This is a genomic window from Streptomyces canus, from assembly GCF_030815415.1.
GTDB lineage: Bacteria > Actinomycetota > Actinomycetes > Streptomycetales > Streptomycetaceae > Streptomyces > Streptomyces canus_F.
Genome location: NZ_JAUSWW010000001.1, coordinates 4,575,322 through 4,590,575, shown reverse-complemented (window position 1 = coordinate 4,590,575; position 15,254 = coordinate 4,575,322). Strand labels below are relative to the sequence as shown.

The following is a 15,254-nucleotide window of genomic DNA, read 5'->3' as shown; positions in this document are numbered from 1 at the left end:
TAGCCTGCTTTCGACGGGGCGGTCTGGGGACGTGTGACCGCCTGCAGCCCCGCTCTACCCGCAGGAGCACCGTGGCAACTGGCCGAACTCACCGACCGGCGACCCGTAGCCGAGGAATTCCCGAGGCCACCGTCGCCCGGCTTCCGCTGTACCTCCGCGCGCTGACCGCACTGTCGGAGCGCTCGGTCCCCACGGTCTCCTCCGAGGAGCTCGCGGCCGCGGCGGGCGTCAACTCCGCGAAACTGCGCAAGGACTTCTCCTACCTCGGGTCCTACGGGACGCGTGGTGTGGGCTACGACGTCGAGTATCTCGTCTACCAGATCTCCCGCGAACTGGGCCTGACCCAGGACTGGCCGGTCGTGATCGTCGGTATCGGTAACCTCGGCGCCGCTCTCGCCAACTACGGCGGCTTCGCCTCCCGCGGCTTCCGGGTCGCGGCCCTCATCGACGCCGATCCGGGCATGGCCGGGAAGCCGGTCGCGGGCATTCCGGTTCAGCACAGCGATGAACTGGAAAAGATCATCGAGGACAACGGCGTATCGATCGGTGTCATCGCCACCCCCGCCGGTGCCGCCCAGCCGGTCTGCGAACGGCTCGTGGCCGCCGGCGTCACCTCCATCCTGAACTTCGCGCCGACCGTGCTGACCGTCCCGGACGGCGTCGACGTGCGCAAGGTGGACCTCTCCATCGAGCTCCAGATCCTCGCCTTCCACGAGCAGCGCAAGGCCGGTGAGGAGGCCGCCGCCGCAGCCGACGCCGCCGGTGCGGTCGCCGCCGTCCGTGGTGACTCCGCCGACAAAGGGCCCGACGGGGACGTACCCGCCGTGATGCCGGCATGAGTCTCCTCGTCGTGGGGCTGAGCCACCGCAGCGCTCCGGTCAGCGTGCTGGAGCGGGCGACGCTGAGCGCTGACGCCCAGGTCAAGCTGTTGCAGGACGCGGTCGCCGCGGAGCCGGCCGCCGAGGCCGCGGTGCTGGCCACCTGCAACCGGATCGAGCTGTACGCCGACGTCGACAAGTTCCACGCCGGTGTCGCCGAGCTGTCCACGCTGCTCGCCCAGCACAGCGGGGTGGGGCTGGACGAGCTCACTCCCTATCTGTACGTGCACTACGAGGACCGGGCTGTCCATCACCTGTTCTCGGTGGCCTGCGGGCTTGACTCCATGGTCGTCGGGGAGGGGCAGATCCTCGGACAGATCAAGGACTCCCTCGCCAAGGCGCAGGACCTGCACACCGCCGGACGGCTGCTGAACGATCTGTTCCAGCAGGCACTGCGGGTCGGCAAGCGGGCGCACTCCGAGACCGGGATCGACCGGGCCGGGCAGTCGCTGGTGACCTTCGGGCTGGAGCAGCTGGCTTCCGGTACGGCCGTGGACGCGTGGGCCCCGGGCAAGAAGGCGCTCGTCATCGGTGCCGGGTCCATGTCCTCGCTCGCCGCGGCGACGCTCGCGCGGGTCGGCGTCGGCGAGATCGTGATCGCCAACCGGACGCCGGACCGGGCCGAGCGGCTCGCCGAGATCTTGAACGACGCCGACGACCTGGACGTGACGGCCCGCGCGATACCGATGAACGCGGTGCCGGGCGAGCTGACACGTGCCGACGTCGTGGTGTCCTGTACGGGTGCGACCGGGCTGGTGCTCACGGCTTCGGAGGTCGCTGAGGCCGTCGCCGCCGGCCCGGTGGCGGGTTCGCCCGCCGACGCCGACGGGGTGCCGTCCCGCTTCGGGCCGGGAGCCGCCCTGGGCGGCACGAATGCCCGCAGCCTGACCGGACCGGCCGCCACGGGCTCCGCGGACGACGACAACTGTCCGCTCGATCTCAACGCCGTCCCTGCCACCGCAGGGTTCTCCGTGCTCGGGGAAGCCGCCGTCGCCGGGATGGCCACCACCGAACTCGAGCAGCACGCCGCCTGGGTCGACAACGGCATCGCCCGAGTCCCCAGCGCGGCCGACGAGGCCGACGCCATCGCCGCGCTCGCCGCCGCTGCCGCCGCCGTCGGACGGATTCCCGAGCGTCGTAGGCCTGAGCCGGTCGCTCCGCAGCCCGCGCCCGGGCTCTTTCTGCTCGATCTCGCCATGCCCCGTGACATCGACGCCGCCGTGCACCGGATTCCCGGCGTGCGGCTCGTCGACATCGAGTCGCTCGCCGACGCTTCGGCCGACGCTCCGATGGCAGCCGATGTCGACCAGGTGCGGCGGATCGTCGCCGACGAGGTCGCGGCCTTCGGTGCCGCGCTCCGCGCCGCGCACATCACGCCCACCGTGGTCGCGCTGCGCACCATGGCCGCCGATGTGGTCGCCGGGGAGATCGCCCGGCTCGAGGGGCGGCTGCCGGGGCTCGACGACAAGCACCGCAGTGAGATCACCCAGACCGTGAAGCGTGTGGTGGACAAGTTGCTTCACGCGCCGACCGTACGGGTCAAGCAACTCGCCGCCGAGCCCGGCGGTGCCGGGTACGCGGACGCGCTGCGGACCCTGTTCGACCTCGACCAGGAGACGGTTGACGCCGTGTCCCGCGCCGAGGACAGCACCGAGAAGAACAGCAAGAACCGAGGGTCGGCATGACTGAGAAGGCACTGAGGCTCGGGACAAGGCGAAGCAGACTCGCCATGGCCCAGTCCGGGCAGGTGGCGGACGCCGTGAGCCAGGTGACCGGACGGCCCGTGGAGCTCGTCGAGATCACCACGTACGGCGATGTGTCGCGGGAGCAGCTCGCGCAGATCGGCGGCACGGGCGTGTTCGTGACCGCGCTGCGGGAGGCCCTGCTCAAGGGGGAGGTCGACTTCGCGGTGCACTCGCTGAAGGACCTGCCCACCGGGCAGCCCGACGAGCTCTCGCTCGCCGCCGTCCCCCTGCGCGAGGACCCGCGTGACGTCATCGTCGCCCGGGACGCGCTGAAGTTCACCGACCTGCCCCGCGGGGCGCGCATCGGTACCGGGTCACCCCGGCGGATGGCCCAGCTCAACGCGTACGCACGCGCCCATGGGCTGGACATCGAGACCGTTGCGATCCGGGGGAACGTCGACACCCGGATCCGGTACGTGCACGACGGTGAGCTGGATGCGGTGGTGCTGGCCGCGGCCGGGCTGCATCGCATCGGGCGCATCGACGAAGTGACTGACTTTCTTTCAGTCGACACGGTTTTGCCCGCTCCCGGCCAGGGAGCACTGGCGATCGAATGCACCGCGGACAACGCGGACCTGATCGCCGCGCTCGGCGAACTCGACGACCCGTTCACGCGGGCCGCCGTGACTGCCGAGCGGTCACTGCTCGCCGCCCTGGAGGCCGGTTGCAGCGCACCTGTGGGCGCGCTGGCCGACCTGCTGGCCGACGGGCAGATTGTCAAGGAAATGCGCCTGCGCGGCGTCGTCGGCACGACCGACGGCTCGCGGATGGTGCAATTGTCCACCACCGGTCCCGTGCCCGAGACGTACGACCAAGCAATGGCGCTCGGCCGTGAACTCGCTGCCGAGATGCTTGCCCAGGGCGCGGCCGGTCTGATGGGGGAGCGAGCACAGTGAGCCCCACCACCCTTCCTGCCGCCGGACCTGAACACGGGCACGTCACCTTCCTGGGTGCCGGACCCGGGGATCCGGGACTACTCACTCTGCGCGCCGTCGAGGCGCTGGGGAACGCGGACGTTCTCGTCGCCGAGCATGAAGTGCTCGACGTCGTGCGCGTCCACGCTCGCTCAGGCGTCGCCGTCGTGGACACGGATTCGGATCCCTCGTCGGATCCGCATCCGGGCACAGGCGCGCCCCAACTAACGGTTGTTGACGGTCAGTCAACAACCGCTGCCCTCCCCGCCGTGCGGGATGCCGCACATCTTGTCATGGAGGCCGCGCGGGGCGGCAGGCGGGTCGTACGTGCGGTGTCCGGGGACCCCGGGCTCGACGCGTACGCCGCCGAGGAGATGCTGGCGTGCGCCGCCGCGGGGGTGCCTTTCGAGGTCGTTCCCGGTGTCGCCGCCGCGGTCGGCGTGGCCGCGTACGCGGGTGTTCCGCTGCGGGACGCCCAGGGCGCCGATGTGCGGTTCGTGGATGCGCGGACCGCTTCCGACCGGTGCTGGACCGAGGTCGGGGCGTCCGACGGGACCGTGGTCGTCTCGACGACCCTGGATTCCGTGGGCGCCGCCGCCGGTGAGCTCGTCGCCGCCGGGCGCAAGCCCGATACCCCGCTGACGGTCACGGTCGCTGGTACGACCACTCGTCAGCGGACGTGGACGGCGACGCTGGGGACCATCGCCCAGCTGCTCAAGCAGACCAAGGTGCTGCCCTCGCCGGATGGCGGGCGGCCGGTGATAGCCGTGGTCGGTGAGCGGTCCGCCGCTGCTCAGCGCGAGCAGCTGTCGTGGTTCGAGTCGAAGCCGCTCTTCGGGTGGCGGGTGCTCGTGCCGCGCACGAAGGAGCAGGCGGCTTCGCTCTCCGACCAGCTGCGGTCCTACGGGGCCGTGCCGCACGAGGTGCCGACGATCGCCGTCGAGCCGCCGCGGACGCCTCAGCAGATGGAGCGGGCGGTCAAGGGGCTCGTCACGGGCCGCTACGAGTGGATCGCCTTCACCTCGGTGAACGCCGTCAAGGCCGTGCGGGAGAAGTTCGAGGAGTACGGGCTCGACGCGCGCGCCTTCGCCGGGATCAAGGTCGCCGCGGTGGGCGAGCAGACCGCCAAGGCACTCGTCGCCTTCGGTGTGAAGCCGGACCTGGTGCCCTCCGGGGAGCAGTCCGCTGCCGGGCTCCTCGAGGACTGGCCGCCGTACGACCCCGTTTTCGATCCGATCGACCGGGTGTTCCTGCCGCGCGCCGACATCGCCACCGAGACGCTGGTCGCGGGGCTCATCGAGCTCGGGTGGGAGGTCGACGACGTCACGGCCTACCGGACCGTGCGGGCGTCGCCGCCGCCGGCCGAGACCCGTGAGGCGATCAAGGGGGGTGGCTTCGACGCCGTTCTCTTCACGTCGTCCTCCACCGTGCGCAACCTGGTGGGTATCGCCGGGAAGCCGCACAACGTGACCGTCATCGCGTGTATCGGTCCCGCCACCGCGAAGACCGCCGAGGAGCACGGGCTCCGGGTGGACGTGATGGCTCCCGAGCCGTCCGTGCACAGGCTGACCGAGGCGCTGGCCGACTTCGGGCTGAAGCGGCGGGCGGCCGCGGTCGAGGCCGGGGATCCGGTCACCCGCCCCAGCGAGCGCCGGCCCGGGGCCCGGCGGAGACGTAGCACCACCTGACCCCCTGATGTGGGGGCGCGGGTGCGGATGCGGCGGTCTGGTGTTCCTGCCAGGCCGCCGTCGCTGTGTGCTCGTGGCGCAGCGGGTCTGCGGGCCGTACGTCGCCTTCGTGCGGGGGCGCCGCCCGGGTCTGCGGGCCGACGTCGCGTCGGCAAAGGGGGGTGCGGGGCGGGCGTAGCGTAGGGGTATGACGACGTACGGATCCTTTCCCGGCAGCCGGCCGCGGCGGCTGCGGACCTCTCCCGTCATGCGGCGGATGGTCGCCGAGACGAGGCTGCATCCCGCTGACTTCATCCTCCCCGCCTTTGTGCGGGAGGGCGTGAGCGAGCCGGTGCCGATCGAGGCCATGCCGGGGGTGGTGCAGCACACCCGGGACAGTCTGAAGAAGGCGGCCGCCGAGGCTGTCGAGGCCGGGATCTCCGGGATCATGCTGTTCGGGGTGCCCAAGGACTCCAAGAAGGACGCTCTGGGAACGCCGGGGACCGATCCGGACGGGATCCTTCAGGTCGCGCTGCGGGATGTGCGGGCCGAGGTCGGTGACGAGCTGCTCGTGATGTCCGATCTGTGTCTCGACGAGACCACCGATCACGGGCACTGCGGGGTGCTGGACGACCAGGGGCGGGTCGACAACGACGCCACCCTGGAGCGGTACGCCGAGATGGCTCAGGTGCAGGCCGATGCCGGGGCGCATGTCGTCGGGCCCAGCGGGATGATGGACGGGCAGATCGGGGTCGTGCGCGACGCCCTTGACCAGATCGGGCGCGAGGACGTGGCCATCCTCGCGTACACCGTGAAATACGCGTCCGCCTTCTACGGGCCCTTCCGGGAGGCCGTCGGGTCCTCGTTGCGGGGGGACCGCAAGACCTATCAGCAGGATCCCGCCAACGCGCGGGAGTCGTTGCGGGAGTTGGCCCTCGATCTGGAGGAAGGGGCCGACATGGTGATGGTGAAGCCCGCCGGGCCCTATCTCGACATCCTGGCGCGGGTCGCCGACGCGGTGGACCTGCCCGTTGCCGCCTATCAGATCTCCGGTGAGTACTCGATGGTCGAGGCCGCCGCCGAGAAGGGGTGGATCGACCGGGAGCGGGCCATTCTGGAGACGCTGACCGGGATCAAGCGCGCCGGGGCGCAGAACATCCTCACCTACTGGGCTGTTGAGGCTGCCCGGATGCCGACGGTTCGGTAGTCGTCGTCGTTGTCTGTGTCGTGGATGTCGACGGGCCTTCGTCGCGGAGGCCCTCGCCGTCCTCGCACGCGGTCAGGGTGAGGACGGCGAGCACGACCGTCAGGGCTGCCAGGAGGCGGGGTGCGCGGGTGTGCGCGTTCGCTGGCGCGGGCATCGGCAGGGGCCTCTCTGTCGGTTGTCTGTCTGTCGGTTGTCTGTGAGGAGTGGTCTCAGCCTGGTGCCTGGGTGGGTGTGGTGACCATAAGGTGCCGCCCGTTTTGGGACGGGCAGAGGGCGGGACGGTCTCCGAACTGCGGGGATGTCGCGTCCCGAGGATGTGGTGCGGGACGCGGGAAACGGGAGTCCGCCGTCTCGACGGCCGCCGCGGGCTAGCTTGTTCGTCATGAGCATGGAGATCGACACCACCAAGGCGCATCCCGCGCGCGTCTACGACGTCTTCCTCGGCGGCACCGACAACTACCCCGCCGACCGTGAGGCCGCCGCCGCGGCGCTCGCCGCCAATCCGCGCGGGTATCTGGATGTGCGGCACAACCGCGACTTCATGCGGCGGGCCGTCACCGAGCTGGCGGAGCGGGACGGGATACGGCAGTTCCTCGATGTGGGGACCGGGTTACCGACCGCGGAGAACGTGCATCAGATCGCCCAGCGGATCCACCCCGAGTCGCGGGTCGTGTACGTCGACAACGATCCCGTCGTGCTCGCGCACGCGCGGGAGCTGCTGAGCGGTCATGCCGAGGGGCGTACCGCCTATCTCGACGCCGGTTTCGAGGAACCCGCGCGCATTCTCGAGCGGGCCGCCGAGACGCTGGATCTGAATCGGCCCGTCGCGTTGTTCCTGGTGGCCGTGTTGCACTTCATCGAGGACGAGGTCGCCTACCCGGTGGTGCGGGAGCTCGTCGACGCGCTGCCCCCGGGGAGCCGGGTGGTGCTCAGCCATCTCACGCTGGACCTCAACGCGGCGAACATGCGGGCCGTGCAGGAGACGTACACCGCGCGCGGGTTCTCCTTCGTGCTGCGGTCCAAGGGGGAGGTCGAGCGGTTCTTCGCCGAGAGCGGCCTGGAGGTCGTCGAGCCCGGTGTCGTGCCGGTGCACCGGTGGCGGCCGGACGGGGCCGCGCCTGCGGAGATCGGTGATGTGACCGACGCGGACATCAACGTGTACGCGGGGGTCGGGCGCAAGGGCTGATCCCGGATCCTGGAAAGCTGTTTGTAGGAGGCATCTATATCTCTAGGGTGCTCGGCATGACCCTTACGAGCACCTTCGCCGCCCCGCCTTCGCTCGCCTCGCGCGTCCGGTCGACCGGCGGGTCGGCGGTACGGGAGATCCTCGCCGTCACCGCGCGACCCGAGGTCGTCAACTTCGCCGGCGGGCTGCCCGCGCCCGAGCTGTTCGACCGGGAGGGCGTCGCGGCGGCGTTCCGGCATGTACTGGAGGAGACGCCGGGGCAGGCTCTTCAGTACTCGACGACCGAAGGGGAGCCGCGGCTGCGGGAGTTGCTGGCGCGACGCACGACGGTGCGGGGGCTGGCCACCGGCGCCGAGGAGCTTCTTGTCACCACCGGGTCGCAGCAGGGCCTGTCGCTGGTCGCCGCCGCGCTCGTCGAACCCGGTGACACCGTCCTGGTCGAGGATCCCTGCTATCTGGCGGCACTTCAGGTCTTCGGACTGGCGGGCGCGCGGGTCCTCGCCGTGCCGGGCGATGCGCAGGGGCCGGACGTGGAGGCCCTGACCGAGCTGGTGGTGCGGGAGCGGCCCAAGCTGCTCTACACCGTCCCCACCTTCCAGAACCCCAGCGGGCGGACCATGTCGGCCGAGCGGCGGGCCGGTGTGGCCGAGGTGGCGGGGCGCTCCGGTGTGTGGATCGTCGAGGACGATCCGTACGGGGAGCTGCGGTTCGAGGGGGAGCGGCTGCCCTGGATCGCCTCCTACCCGGGTGCCGGGGACCGGACCGTCCTGCTCGGGTCCTTCTCCAAGGTGATGGCTCCCGGTCTGCGGCTGGGGTGGCTGCGGGCGCCGAGTGACCTGCGGCGGGCCTGTGTCGTCGCCAAGCAGGCCGCCGATCTGCACACGCCGACCGTCAACCAGCTCGCCGCGGCCCGGTATCTGGAGGAGCGGGATCTCGACGCGCATGTGGCCCGGGTCGCGGCCGTGTACGGGGAGCGGCGGGACGCGATGCTGGCGGGACTGGCCGAGGCGCTGCCGGAGGGGGCGTCCTGGAACCGGCCCGAGGGCGGCATGTTCCTCTGGGCACGGCTGCCTTCCCCATACGACACGACCGCCCTGTTGCCCGAGGTCGTACGGCATGACGTGGCCTATGTGCCGGGAGCACCCTTCCACGCGGGACTGGCCGACCGGGCGACGCTGCGGCTGTGCTTCGTGACGGAGACGCCGGAGCGGATCGCGGAGGGACTGCGGAGGATGGGCGTGGGCCTTGGGACCTAGGTCTCAAGGAGTGGTGCGGTTGGGGCCGGCGGCTGCGGACGGCGGGTGGCGGTGTGCCTAGGGTTGAGGCATGTCCGACACAGTGGAGTTCGACCTTGACGCGTATCTCGGCCGGATCGGGTGGGAAGGGGAGCGGGTCGCCGATGTGGCGACCCTGCGGGCCGTGCACCTCGCGCACGCGCGCGCGATCCCCTTCGAGAATCTCGACGCCGTGAACGGCACGGCTCCCTCGCTCGAACTCGGTGATCTGCTGGACAAGCTGGTCCGGGGTCGGCGCGGGGGCTACTGCTACGAACAGAACACCTTGCTGCTGCATGCCCTGGAGGCGCTCGGATTCGGGGTGACCCGGCTGTCGGCGCGGGTGCAGGTGGGCGCGGACGGGCTGGAGAGCCGCCCGCGCACCCATATGACGCTGCTGGTGGAGGTGGCGGGGGAGACGCGTCCGTACCTTGCCGACGTCGGGTTCGGGGCGGTCGGCGCGCTGTTGGAGCCGGTGCCGCTGGTGGCGGGTGAGGAGTTCGAGGGTGCGGGCCGACGGCACCGGCTGGTGCGGGTGTCGCACCGGGGGCCGCTGGACCTGTGGGTGCTGGAGGCCTTCGAGCAGGGGCTGGCGTGGGAGGGCGGCTGGCGGCGGCAGTACGCCTTCACCCTGGACCCCGGCGAGAAGCCCGACTTCGAGGTGTTCAACTGGTTCGTCGCGACGCACCCGCGCTCACCGTTCACCCAGCGGCTCTACGTGCAGCGGATGCGCGGGGACCAGCATGTGCTCCTCTCCGGCCGGGAGCTGACCGTCACGTCCCCCGACGGCACGGTCAGCAAGCGGGAGGTCTCCGAGGAGGAGGTCTCACGGCTGCTGGACGAGGAGTTCGGGATCGACGTCCCTCAGTCCCACCAGAAGGACCACGCCGGCTGATCGAGCAACTGGCGTTCGGCGTAGGCCTCCAGGACGGTGTCGCAGCCCTGCCAGAGGTTGTCCGGGCAGAACGCGAAGTGTTCGGCGGCCAGGGCCCGCGCCTCGGCGAGTGTCGTGGGCGGGGCCGCCACGGAGACCCGCAGATGGTCGAAGCCGAGCGCCACGACCCGTATGCCGAAGCGGTCCTCCCAGGAGCGGAGCACCGCGCTGAGACGGGCCGTGTCGTCGCCGTGGTTCACCGCGCCCGTCCAGCCGAGCGCCGTCGGGATGTCGGCGCTGCGGCGGGCCGGGACCAGGGCCAGGCGGGGCTCCTTGAGAGGGCCGCCGGCCGAGAGGAAGCCCCCGGCGATGTCGGTGGCCACCGCGTCCGGATCGGTCGCGGCGGCGGTCGCCTCCGCCAGGCCCGGCCAGTCGCCTGCCTCCGCAGCGCAGCACTCCTCCCAGAAGTCGGCCAGGACCTCCTCCGCGTCGTGATCCCCGGGGTACGACACCTCGGCCGGCGCCAACTCCCAGTCCTCCGGGCCGCCGTGACCCCCGCCGATGTCCAGGGCCACCGGGAGCAGCCCGAGCGCGCGGGGCGCCTCCTGGAGGGCGGCCCACGCGGCCGGGGTCGCCCGGTCGTCGGCCAGCCAGAGCAGCGGCTCGTGCCACGGGCCCTCGTCCGTCGTGTCGATCAGCCTGCCCGGCGGAAGACCGAGGCCGAGAGAGGCCAGCCTCGGCAGCGGGTTGGGGAGCGTTGCCATGCCGACGACTGTAGGGGCAGCCACTGACAACGGCCCCGGAAGATCTTGGGCGGCGGGAATTCACATAGTCACCCTGATCCGAGAGGACTTGAGGTTACGGTGGGCCGAGCGTCGGGGGCGCGAACGGGCGGCGCGTTGACGGCGCGCCCCGGACGGGAGGGAGACCGCGTGACGGAGCCGGGCCCGCGCGAGGACGACCCCAGGAAGCCGCTGCCGGTCGGCGGCCCCGAGAAGGGCGCTCCGGCCGAAGGGGTCACCCAACCGTCGTACGGCCTGTCTCCCGAGGACGAGGAAGCGTTCAGCCACTTCTACCGCGCCTACGTCCCCAGGCTGACCGCGTACCTCGTCTACCAGGGCGCTTCCGTCGACCGGGCCGGGGAGTTCGTCCGGGACACGATGGTCAAGGCCCACCGGTCATGGCACGAGATCAGGTCGCACAAGAGCTGGGCCTACTCGGTCGCCTACCGGGAGTTCGTCCGTCACGCCACGCGCGTGGAGGAACCCGTCGAGGAGGTACCCGACTCCACGACCTTGCTGCGCCGCCCCGAGGCGACCGAGTCCTGGTTACAGGAACAGGAACAGGAGATCGTCCGGGTCTTACGGGGACTGCCCGCACGCCAACGGCAGGTGCTGGCCCTCATGTTGGACGGGTGGAAACCGGCCGAGATCGCCAAGCTGATCGGGATCGAGGGAGCGGCGGTGCGGTCGAACCTGTTCAAGGCGCGCAAGGCCGTCACCCAGCACCTCGCGCGGCGGGAGGAGGACTGATGGCCGACGAGTGGCTCTCCCGAGAGCACGAGGCGTTCGGCCTCGGCCTCTCCCGGTTCCTCGACCTCGACGCCGGGCTGCGTGAGGTGCGCGAGCAGGCCGGCCGGCATGAGGACGTGGTCCGTGGCCTGGGGCTGGTACTGGACGCCGACGGCGGACTGGCGAGCATCCTCCATGCCGAGGACGCGACGGACTCCGCCACGACGGACCCCGCGAACCGCGCGTGGATGTCGGAGGCCGATGTCGCCGAAGCCCTGCGCGCCCTCCCCGCGGAACAGCGGCTGGCCGCGCGCAAGGACCCCGCGATCGCCGCCTGCGTCAGCGGCGAACTCCTCGTCCGGGCCCTGGAGCTGCTCGACGACCTCGTCCAGGAGAAGAAGCGACCGGGAACCGCCGAGGGCGACCCCGCCCCGTACGCCCAGCGCTTCGCGGACCTCGCCCGGGACTACGCCCGCGCCCGCAGGTTCACGCTGGCGGAGCCGCCCGCCCTGACGCTCCCCGCCGCCCTCAACCTCGCCGCGGTCTTCGCCCGCACCTTCGAACACGACCTCCGAGCGGCCCGCCACCCCGGCGACAGCGCCCACGCCCTCACCGACACCCTCGACTCCGCCGCCCGCGCCCGAGACCCCGACCGCGTCCGCGGCATCGACCTCGTCGCCCGCCCGCTCGCCCGCAGCCTCGCCCTCGAAGCCGGCCACCGTCTCCGCCTCCCGATGGCGGACGGCCTCGTCGCCGCGCTGCTCGACGGCACGCTGGACGACTTCACCGACGCGGACCTCACCGGCGTGAACCCGAACGACCCCGGACTCAACGGCATCCAGTGGTCCGACCCGGGCACCCGCTGGCCGCCCGGCACGGACATCGAGGCGCTGCGGAACAGGTCCGAGGAGACCTCGCCGTACTCCCGTGTGTATGTGCTCGGACGGCGGCCGAAGGGAACGAGCAGGCCCGGGGCGGGAGTTCGGGTCTAGGCGGTCGTCGCGATGAATGCCGACCAGGCGGTGGCGGTGACCTGGAGGGTCGGGCCGGTGGGGGTCTTGGAGTCGCGGATGTGGATGGTGTGGGGGCCCTCGCTGCCGCTGTGGCTGGACTTGCGCCAGGCGTAGGCGACTTCGAGGCACTGGCCGCCTTCGTCTCCGCTGTAGGTCGACTTGAACCACTGAAGCGCTTCGGTGCTCATTGCTCTCCTAGCAGGCGGTCGAGCAGGCCCGATGAGTCCTGTGGGGTCATGGCCTGTGCTCGCAGCATCGCATACTTGCGCGCCAGCCTGGACACCTCATCCGGGTCGGAAACCCACTGGCTTCCTCGCTGCGATTCGGTGTAGGCGAGGTGTTGATGATCTGGGGTTTCGAGGAGAGTGAAAGGGCCGTTCAATCCCGCGTGACAAGGGCTGCTCAGAGGCAGGAACTGTAGGGATACACAGGGCAGTTCAGCGACCTCGCACAGATAGCCCAGCTGCTCCCGTCGCACCTCCGGCCCGCCGATCATCAAGTGCAGCGCAGGCTCCCAGACCACGAAGCTCAGCGTCGGAGGGTTCTTGCGGTGCAGGATCTCCTGGCGTTCCACACGGCCCGCCACCTTGGTCTCGATCTCGTCCTCGTCGTACGCCGGGACGCGCTCCCGGAGTACGGCTTCCGCGTACGCGCGAGTCTGGAGCAGACCGGGGAGCACGGCGTTGTCGTACCAGGACAGCGCGATCGCCTCCCGCTCATGCTCCATGTACAGCTCCGCCCACATCGGGAACTGGTCGATCTCCGGCAGGTTCGCCACCCCGACCGACAGCATCCCCTTGGTCTGGAGGATCTCGTCCAACAGGGCGGCCAGGTCCGGCTTCAGGGACCTTCTGCCCTGCTCGATCGAGGCGATCGTCTCCTCGTCGACCTTGACCAGCGCGGCCAGGGCACTCTGGGTGTGGCCCGCGGCGCGGCGGGCCGCGGCCAGTTGCTTGCCCAGCATCTTCATCGAGGTCAGGTTCTTCGGCCGCGGTGGCTTCTTCGCGCTCATGTGCTCTCAATCCCCCAGGTCCCACGTACGTCACCGGGTGAGAGCCCGTACAAAAATTTCGTACGGGTTCACTCGCTGATCCACGCTAGTGACTCTGCGCGACATTCGTACCGTGAATGAGCAAAGCCAACTCGCCTTCCAGCGCGACCAGTTCTATCGGCGCGATCGCCGTTCCGTGGGCGCCGCCAGGCGGTTCGCGCGGTGGTCCCTCGTCCACTGGGGGATCTCGGCGTGGGAGCGGGCCGATGATGTGTCGCTGTGTGTGAGCGAGTTGGCGACCAACGCGCTCGTGCACGGGGCGCCGCCGGGGCGGGGGTTCCTACTGCGGGTGCGGTACGACGGGGCCGTACTGCGGGTGGAGGTGCATGACAGCGGGGGTGGCGAGCCGTGTGTCGCGGAGGCGGCCGACGAGGGCGGGCGCGGGCTGCTGCTCGTCGCCGCGCTCGCCGACAAGTGGGGGGTGGGACAGCGGGACCCCGGCAAGGTGGTGTGGTGCGAGTTCGTCCACCCTGCCGGGGCCTGTGCAATCAACTAGCGTCTGGCTATGCGCAGTTGTGCGCTGCGCTCGTGCTCGACGCGACCACCACGTCCGCGCCGCCGAGGCCGCTGATGTGGAGGGCGTTGACCGTGAGTCCGGTCGCCGTGCGCGTCTGTTCGTTCACGACGACCTTGGCTCCGGCGCCGAGGTCGATCGCGTAGTCGGGGATGTCCGGGACGGTGACCGGCGTACCCGCGATGGTGAGCTTGAGATCCGTCGTACCGGTGCTCGCCGTGCAGGTGCTCGTCGAGCTGGCGGTGATGCCGGTCGCCTCGATGACCGGGAGGCCGGGCAGGCCCAGACTGAGCTTGGTCAGCGTGGACTTGGCCGTCGAGGTGCTCGGGCCGGTCGTCGTCGTGACGTTCGCACACAGGGCGTCCGCCGTCAGGACCACCGCGCTGATGTTCTGTGTGCAGGCGGGGGCCACCGTCCTGGCGTCGGCCGTGCGGACCTCGCCCGTGTCCGGGGTCGGTGCGATCACGATCGGCAGCACCAGGACGGGGACCGTAGCGGAGAGACCGTAGGCCCGGCCCGTGACGTACTGGAGCTTGAGCTCGGCCGTGGCCTCCGAGGGCTTGTACGCCTCGTCGCCCGCGAAGGTCGCCTTGAGTGGCACGGTGGCTGAGTCGGTCAGTGGCTGAGCCACTGCCGCGATGGTGCAGGCCGCCTTGCCCGCCGCGTCGGTCTTCGCCTTGCAGGTCTGGTCCGTGCCCAGGGTGAGTGTGACCTCCCGGTCGGCCACCGGGGCGCCGCCGCCGTCCTTCTCGGTGAGCTTCGCCGACAGCGGGGCCGGGGAGCCGTTGGAGATCGTGGCCGGACCGTCGTAGGCGAGGGCCGTGTCCTTCTGGACGGGGGGATCGGGGTCGCCCGGGTCGCCGTCGCAGCCGTTGGTGCTGGTGATGAACTTCTCGCCGTACTCGGACGGGTAGGGCGTAAGGACGTTGCCCTCCAGCTCGATGTCCTGGTGTACGCCGTTCAGTTCCTGCTCGTAGTGCAGGTGCGGGCCGGTGGTGTTGCCGGTGCTGCCGACCGTGCCGATCACGGTGCCCTGGGCGACCTGGGCGCCGTCCGCGACCTCGTAGGTGGCCAGGTGCATGTACTCGGTGGTCCAGCCGTCGGCGTGGGTGATCCGGATGTACTGGCCGCCGCCGTCGGGCTGGTTGTGGCGGGTGGCGGTGCCCGCGGCCGAGGCGAGGACGGGGGCGCCGGCGCTGGCGCCCTCCGCCTTGACGAAGTCCAGGACGTTTCCGTGGTCCGGGTAAGTGGAGTACGTCCAGACCGAGTCGCACTCGAAGGGGGCCAGGAAGGCGGGCTTGGCGAGCGTGCCGGGCTCGTCGGCCGCACTTGCCGTGCCCGTCGCCGGGGCCGTCAGGGCGAGGGCCAGTGTGGTGAGCAGGCCCGTGAGCAATGTTCCGCGTCTCTTGATGCGCATTCT

The 15,254-nt window shown here is 70.9% G+C and carries 15 protein-coding genes; 11 read left to right on the top strand and 4 right to left on the bottom strand.

Annotated features, from left to right (window positions below):
* Nucleotides 1-71: 71 nt before the first annotated feature.
* The 8 genes from QF037_RS21190 to QF037_RS21155 all read left to right on the top strand — a co-directional run bounded on the left by QF037_RS21190 (nt 72) and on the right by QF037_RS21155 (nt 9,766).
* Entirely contained in the window at nt 72-839 is a 768-nt protein-coding gene (locus QF037_RS21190; RefSeq protein WP_307027555.1) for a redox-sensing transcriptional repressor Rex, read from the top strand.
* Nucleotides 836-2,563 carry a glutamyl-tRNA reductase gene (locus QF037_RS21185; protein WP_307027554.1) on the top strand — a complete coding sequence of 576 codons (1,728 nt, stop codon included), beginning with the start codon at nt 836-838 and terminating at the stop codon, nt 2,561-2,563. The genes QF037_RS21190 and QF037_RS21185 overlap by 4 nt, the downstream gene beginning before the upstream one ends.
* Nucleotides 2,560-3,519 carry a hydroxymethylbilane synthase gene (hemC, locus tag QF037_RS21180; protein WP_307027552.1) on the top strand — a complete coding sequence of 320 codons (960 nt, stop codon included), beginning with the start codon at nt 2,560-2,562 and terminating at the stop codon, nt 3,517-3,519. Before QF037_RS21185 ends, hemC begins: the two co-directional genes overlap by 4 nt.
* The gene (locus tag QF037_RS21175) at nt 3,516-5,225 is read left to right on the top strand and encodes a bifunctional uroporphyrinogen-III C-methyltransferase/uroporphyrinogen-III synthase (protein WP_307027550.1); all 1,710 of its coding nucleotides are present in this window, start codon (nt 3,516-3,518) and stop codon (nt 5,223-5,225) included. Before hemC ends, QF037_RS21175 begins: the two co-directional genes overlap by 4 nt.
* Nucleotides 5,226-5,412: 187 nt before the next feature.
* Complete coding sequence (hemB, locus tag QF037_RS21170; RefSeq protein WP_307027548.1) at nt 5,413-6,411, top strand: porphobilinogen synthase; 999 nt, start codon at nt 5,413-5,415, stop codon at nt 6,409-6,411.
* Nucleotides 6,412-6,793: 382 nt separating this feature from the next.
* Nucleotides 6,794-7,597: an SAM-dependent methyltransferase gene (locus QF037_RS21165; protein ID WP_307027545.1), complete on the top strand. Its 804-nt coding sequence runs from the start codon at nt 6,794-6,796 to the stop codon at nt 7,595-7,597.
* A 56-nt stretch (nt 7,598-7,653) separates the two neighbouring features.
* The gene (locus QF037_RS21160; RefSeq protein WP_307027543.1) at nt 7,654-8,853 is read left to right on the top strand and encodes an aminotransferase-like domain-containing protein; all 1,200 of its coding nucleotides are present in this window, start codon (nt 7,654-7,656) and stop codon (nt 8,851-8,853) included.
* Between the two features lie 70 nt (nt 8,854-8,923).
* Nucleotides 8,924-9,766, top strand: coding sequence for an arylamine N-acetyltransferase family protein (locus QF037_RS21155; RefSeq protein ID WP_307027541.1), 843 nt, complete (start codon nt 8,924-8,926; stop codon nt 9,764-9,766).
* Here the strand turns inward: QF037_RS21155 and QF037_RS21150 are convergent.
* Complete coding sequence (locus tag QF037_RS21150; protein ID WP_307027539.1) at nt 9,736-10,509, bottom strand: DUF4253 domain-containing protein; 774 nt, start codon at nt 10,507-10,509, stop codon at nt 9,736-9,738. The genes QF037_RS21155 and QF037_RS21150 overlap by 31 nt on opposite strands.
* A gap of 168 nt (nt 10,510-10,677) precedes the next feature.
* On the opposite strand from QF037_RS21150, the gene QF037_RS21145 reads away from it, so the two are divergent.
* A complete protein-coding gene (locus tag QF037_RS21145; RefSeq protein ID WP_307027538.1) occupies nt 10,678-11,277 on the top strand; it encodes an RNA polymerase sigma factor in 600 nt (199 codons plus the stop codon).
* Complete coding sequence (locus tag QF037_RS21140; RefSeq protein WP_307027536.1) at nt 11,277-12,248, top strand: hypothetical protein; 972 nt, start codon at nt 11,277-11,279, stop codon at nt 12,246-12,248. The genes QF037_RS21145 and QF037_RS21140 overlap by 1 nt, the downstream gene beginning before the upstream one ends.
* Here the strand turns inward: QF037_RS21140 and QF037_RS21135 are convergent.
* Together QF037_RS21135 and QF037_RS21130 are read right to left on the bottom strand one after the other, a co-directional pair.
* Complete coding sequence (locus tag QF037_RS21135) at nt 12,245-12,457, bottom strand: DUF397 domain-containing protein (RefSeq protein WP_307027534.1); 213 nt, start codon at nt 12,455-12,457, stop codon at nt 12,245-12,247. The two genes, QF037_RS21140 and QF037_RS21135, sit on opposite strands and share 4 nt — an antisense overlap.
* Complete coding sequence (locus tag QF037_RS21130) at nt 12,454-13,281, bottom strand: helix-turn-helix domain-containing protein (protein ID WP_307027531.1); 828 nt, start codon at nt 13,279-13,281, stop codon at nt 12,454-12,456. The genes QF037_RS21135 and QF037_RS21130 overlap by 4 nt, the downstream gene beginning before the upstream one ends.
* A 112-nt stretch (nt 13,282-13,393) precedes the next feature.
* Here QF037_RS21130 and QF037_RS21125 point away from each other — a divergent pair, with 112 nt between their 5' ends.
* On the top strand, nt 13,394-13,816 hold the full coding sequence (locus QF037_RS21125) for an ATP-binding protein (protein WP_307027529.1): 423 nt from the start codon (nt 13,394-13,396) through the stop codon (nt 13,814-13,816).
* 7 nt (nt 13,817-13,823) lie between these two features.
* Here QF037_RS21125 and QF037_RS21120 read toward each other — a convergent pair whose 3' ends face one another.
* Nucleotides 13,824-15,251 (bottom strand): M23 family metallopeptidase, encoded by a 1,428-nt coding sequence (locus QF037_RS21120; protein WP_307027527.1) that lies wholly within the window; start codon nt 15,249-15,251, stop codon nt 13,824-13,826.
* Nucleotides 15,252-15,254: the final 3 nt, after the last annotated feature.

What these genes read in the sequence shown, in the direction of transcription:
- QF037_RS21185 (WP_307027554.1), top strand. Translation starts at nt 836, where the DNA reads ATGAGTCTCCTCGTCGTGGGGCTGAGCCACCGCAGCGCTCCGGTCAGC.
- hemC (WP_307027552.1), top strand. Translation starts at nt 2,560, where the DNA reads ATGACTGAGAAGGCACTGAGGCTCGGGACAAGGCGAAGCAGACTCGCC.
- hemB (WP_307027548.1), top strand. Translation starts at nt 5,413, where the DNA reads ATGACGACGTACGGATCCTTTCCCGGCAGCCGGCCGCGGCGGCTGCGG.
- QF037_RS21165 (WP_307027545.1), top strand. Translation starts at nt 6,794, where the DNA reads ATGAGCATGGAGATCGACACCACCAAGGCGCATCCCGCGCGCGTCTAC.
- QF037_RS21160 (WP_307027543.1), top strand. Translation starts at nt 7,654, where the DNA reads ATGACCCTTACGAGCACCTTCGCCGCCCCGCCTTCGCTCGCCTCGCGC.
- QF037_RS21155 (WP_307027541.1), top strand. Translation starts at nt 8,924, where the DNA reads ATGTCCGACACAGTGGAGTTCGACCTTGACGCGTATCTCGGCCGGATC.
- QF037_RS21150 (WP_307027539.1), bottom strand. Translation starts at nt 10,509, where the DNA reads ATGGCAACGCTCCCCAACCCGCTGCCGAGGCTGGCCTCTCTCGGCCTC.
- QF037_RS21140 (WP_307027536.1), top strand. Translation starts at nt 11,277, where the DNA reads ATGGCCGACGAGTGGCTCTCCCGAGAGCACGAGGCGTTCGGCCTCGGC.
- QF037_RS21135 (WP_307027534.1), bottom strand. Translation starts at nt 12,457, where the DNA reads ATGAGCACCGAAGCGCTTCAGTGGTTCAAGTCGACCTACAGCGGAGAC.
- QF037_RS21130 (WP_307027531.1), bottom strand. Translation starts at nt 13,281, where the DNA reads ATGAGCGCGAAGAAGCCACCGCGGCCGAAGAACCTGACCTCGATGAAG.
- QF037_RS21120 (WP_307027527.1), bottom strand. Translation starts at nt 15,251, where the DNA reads ATGCGCATCAAGAGACGCGGAACATTGCTCACGGGCCTGCTCACCACA.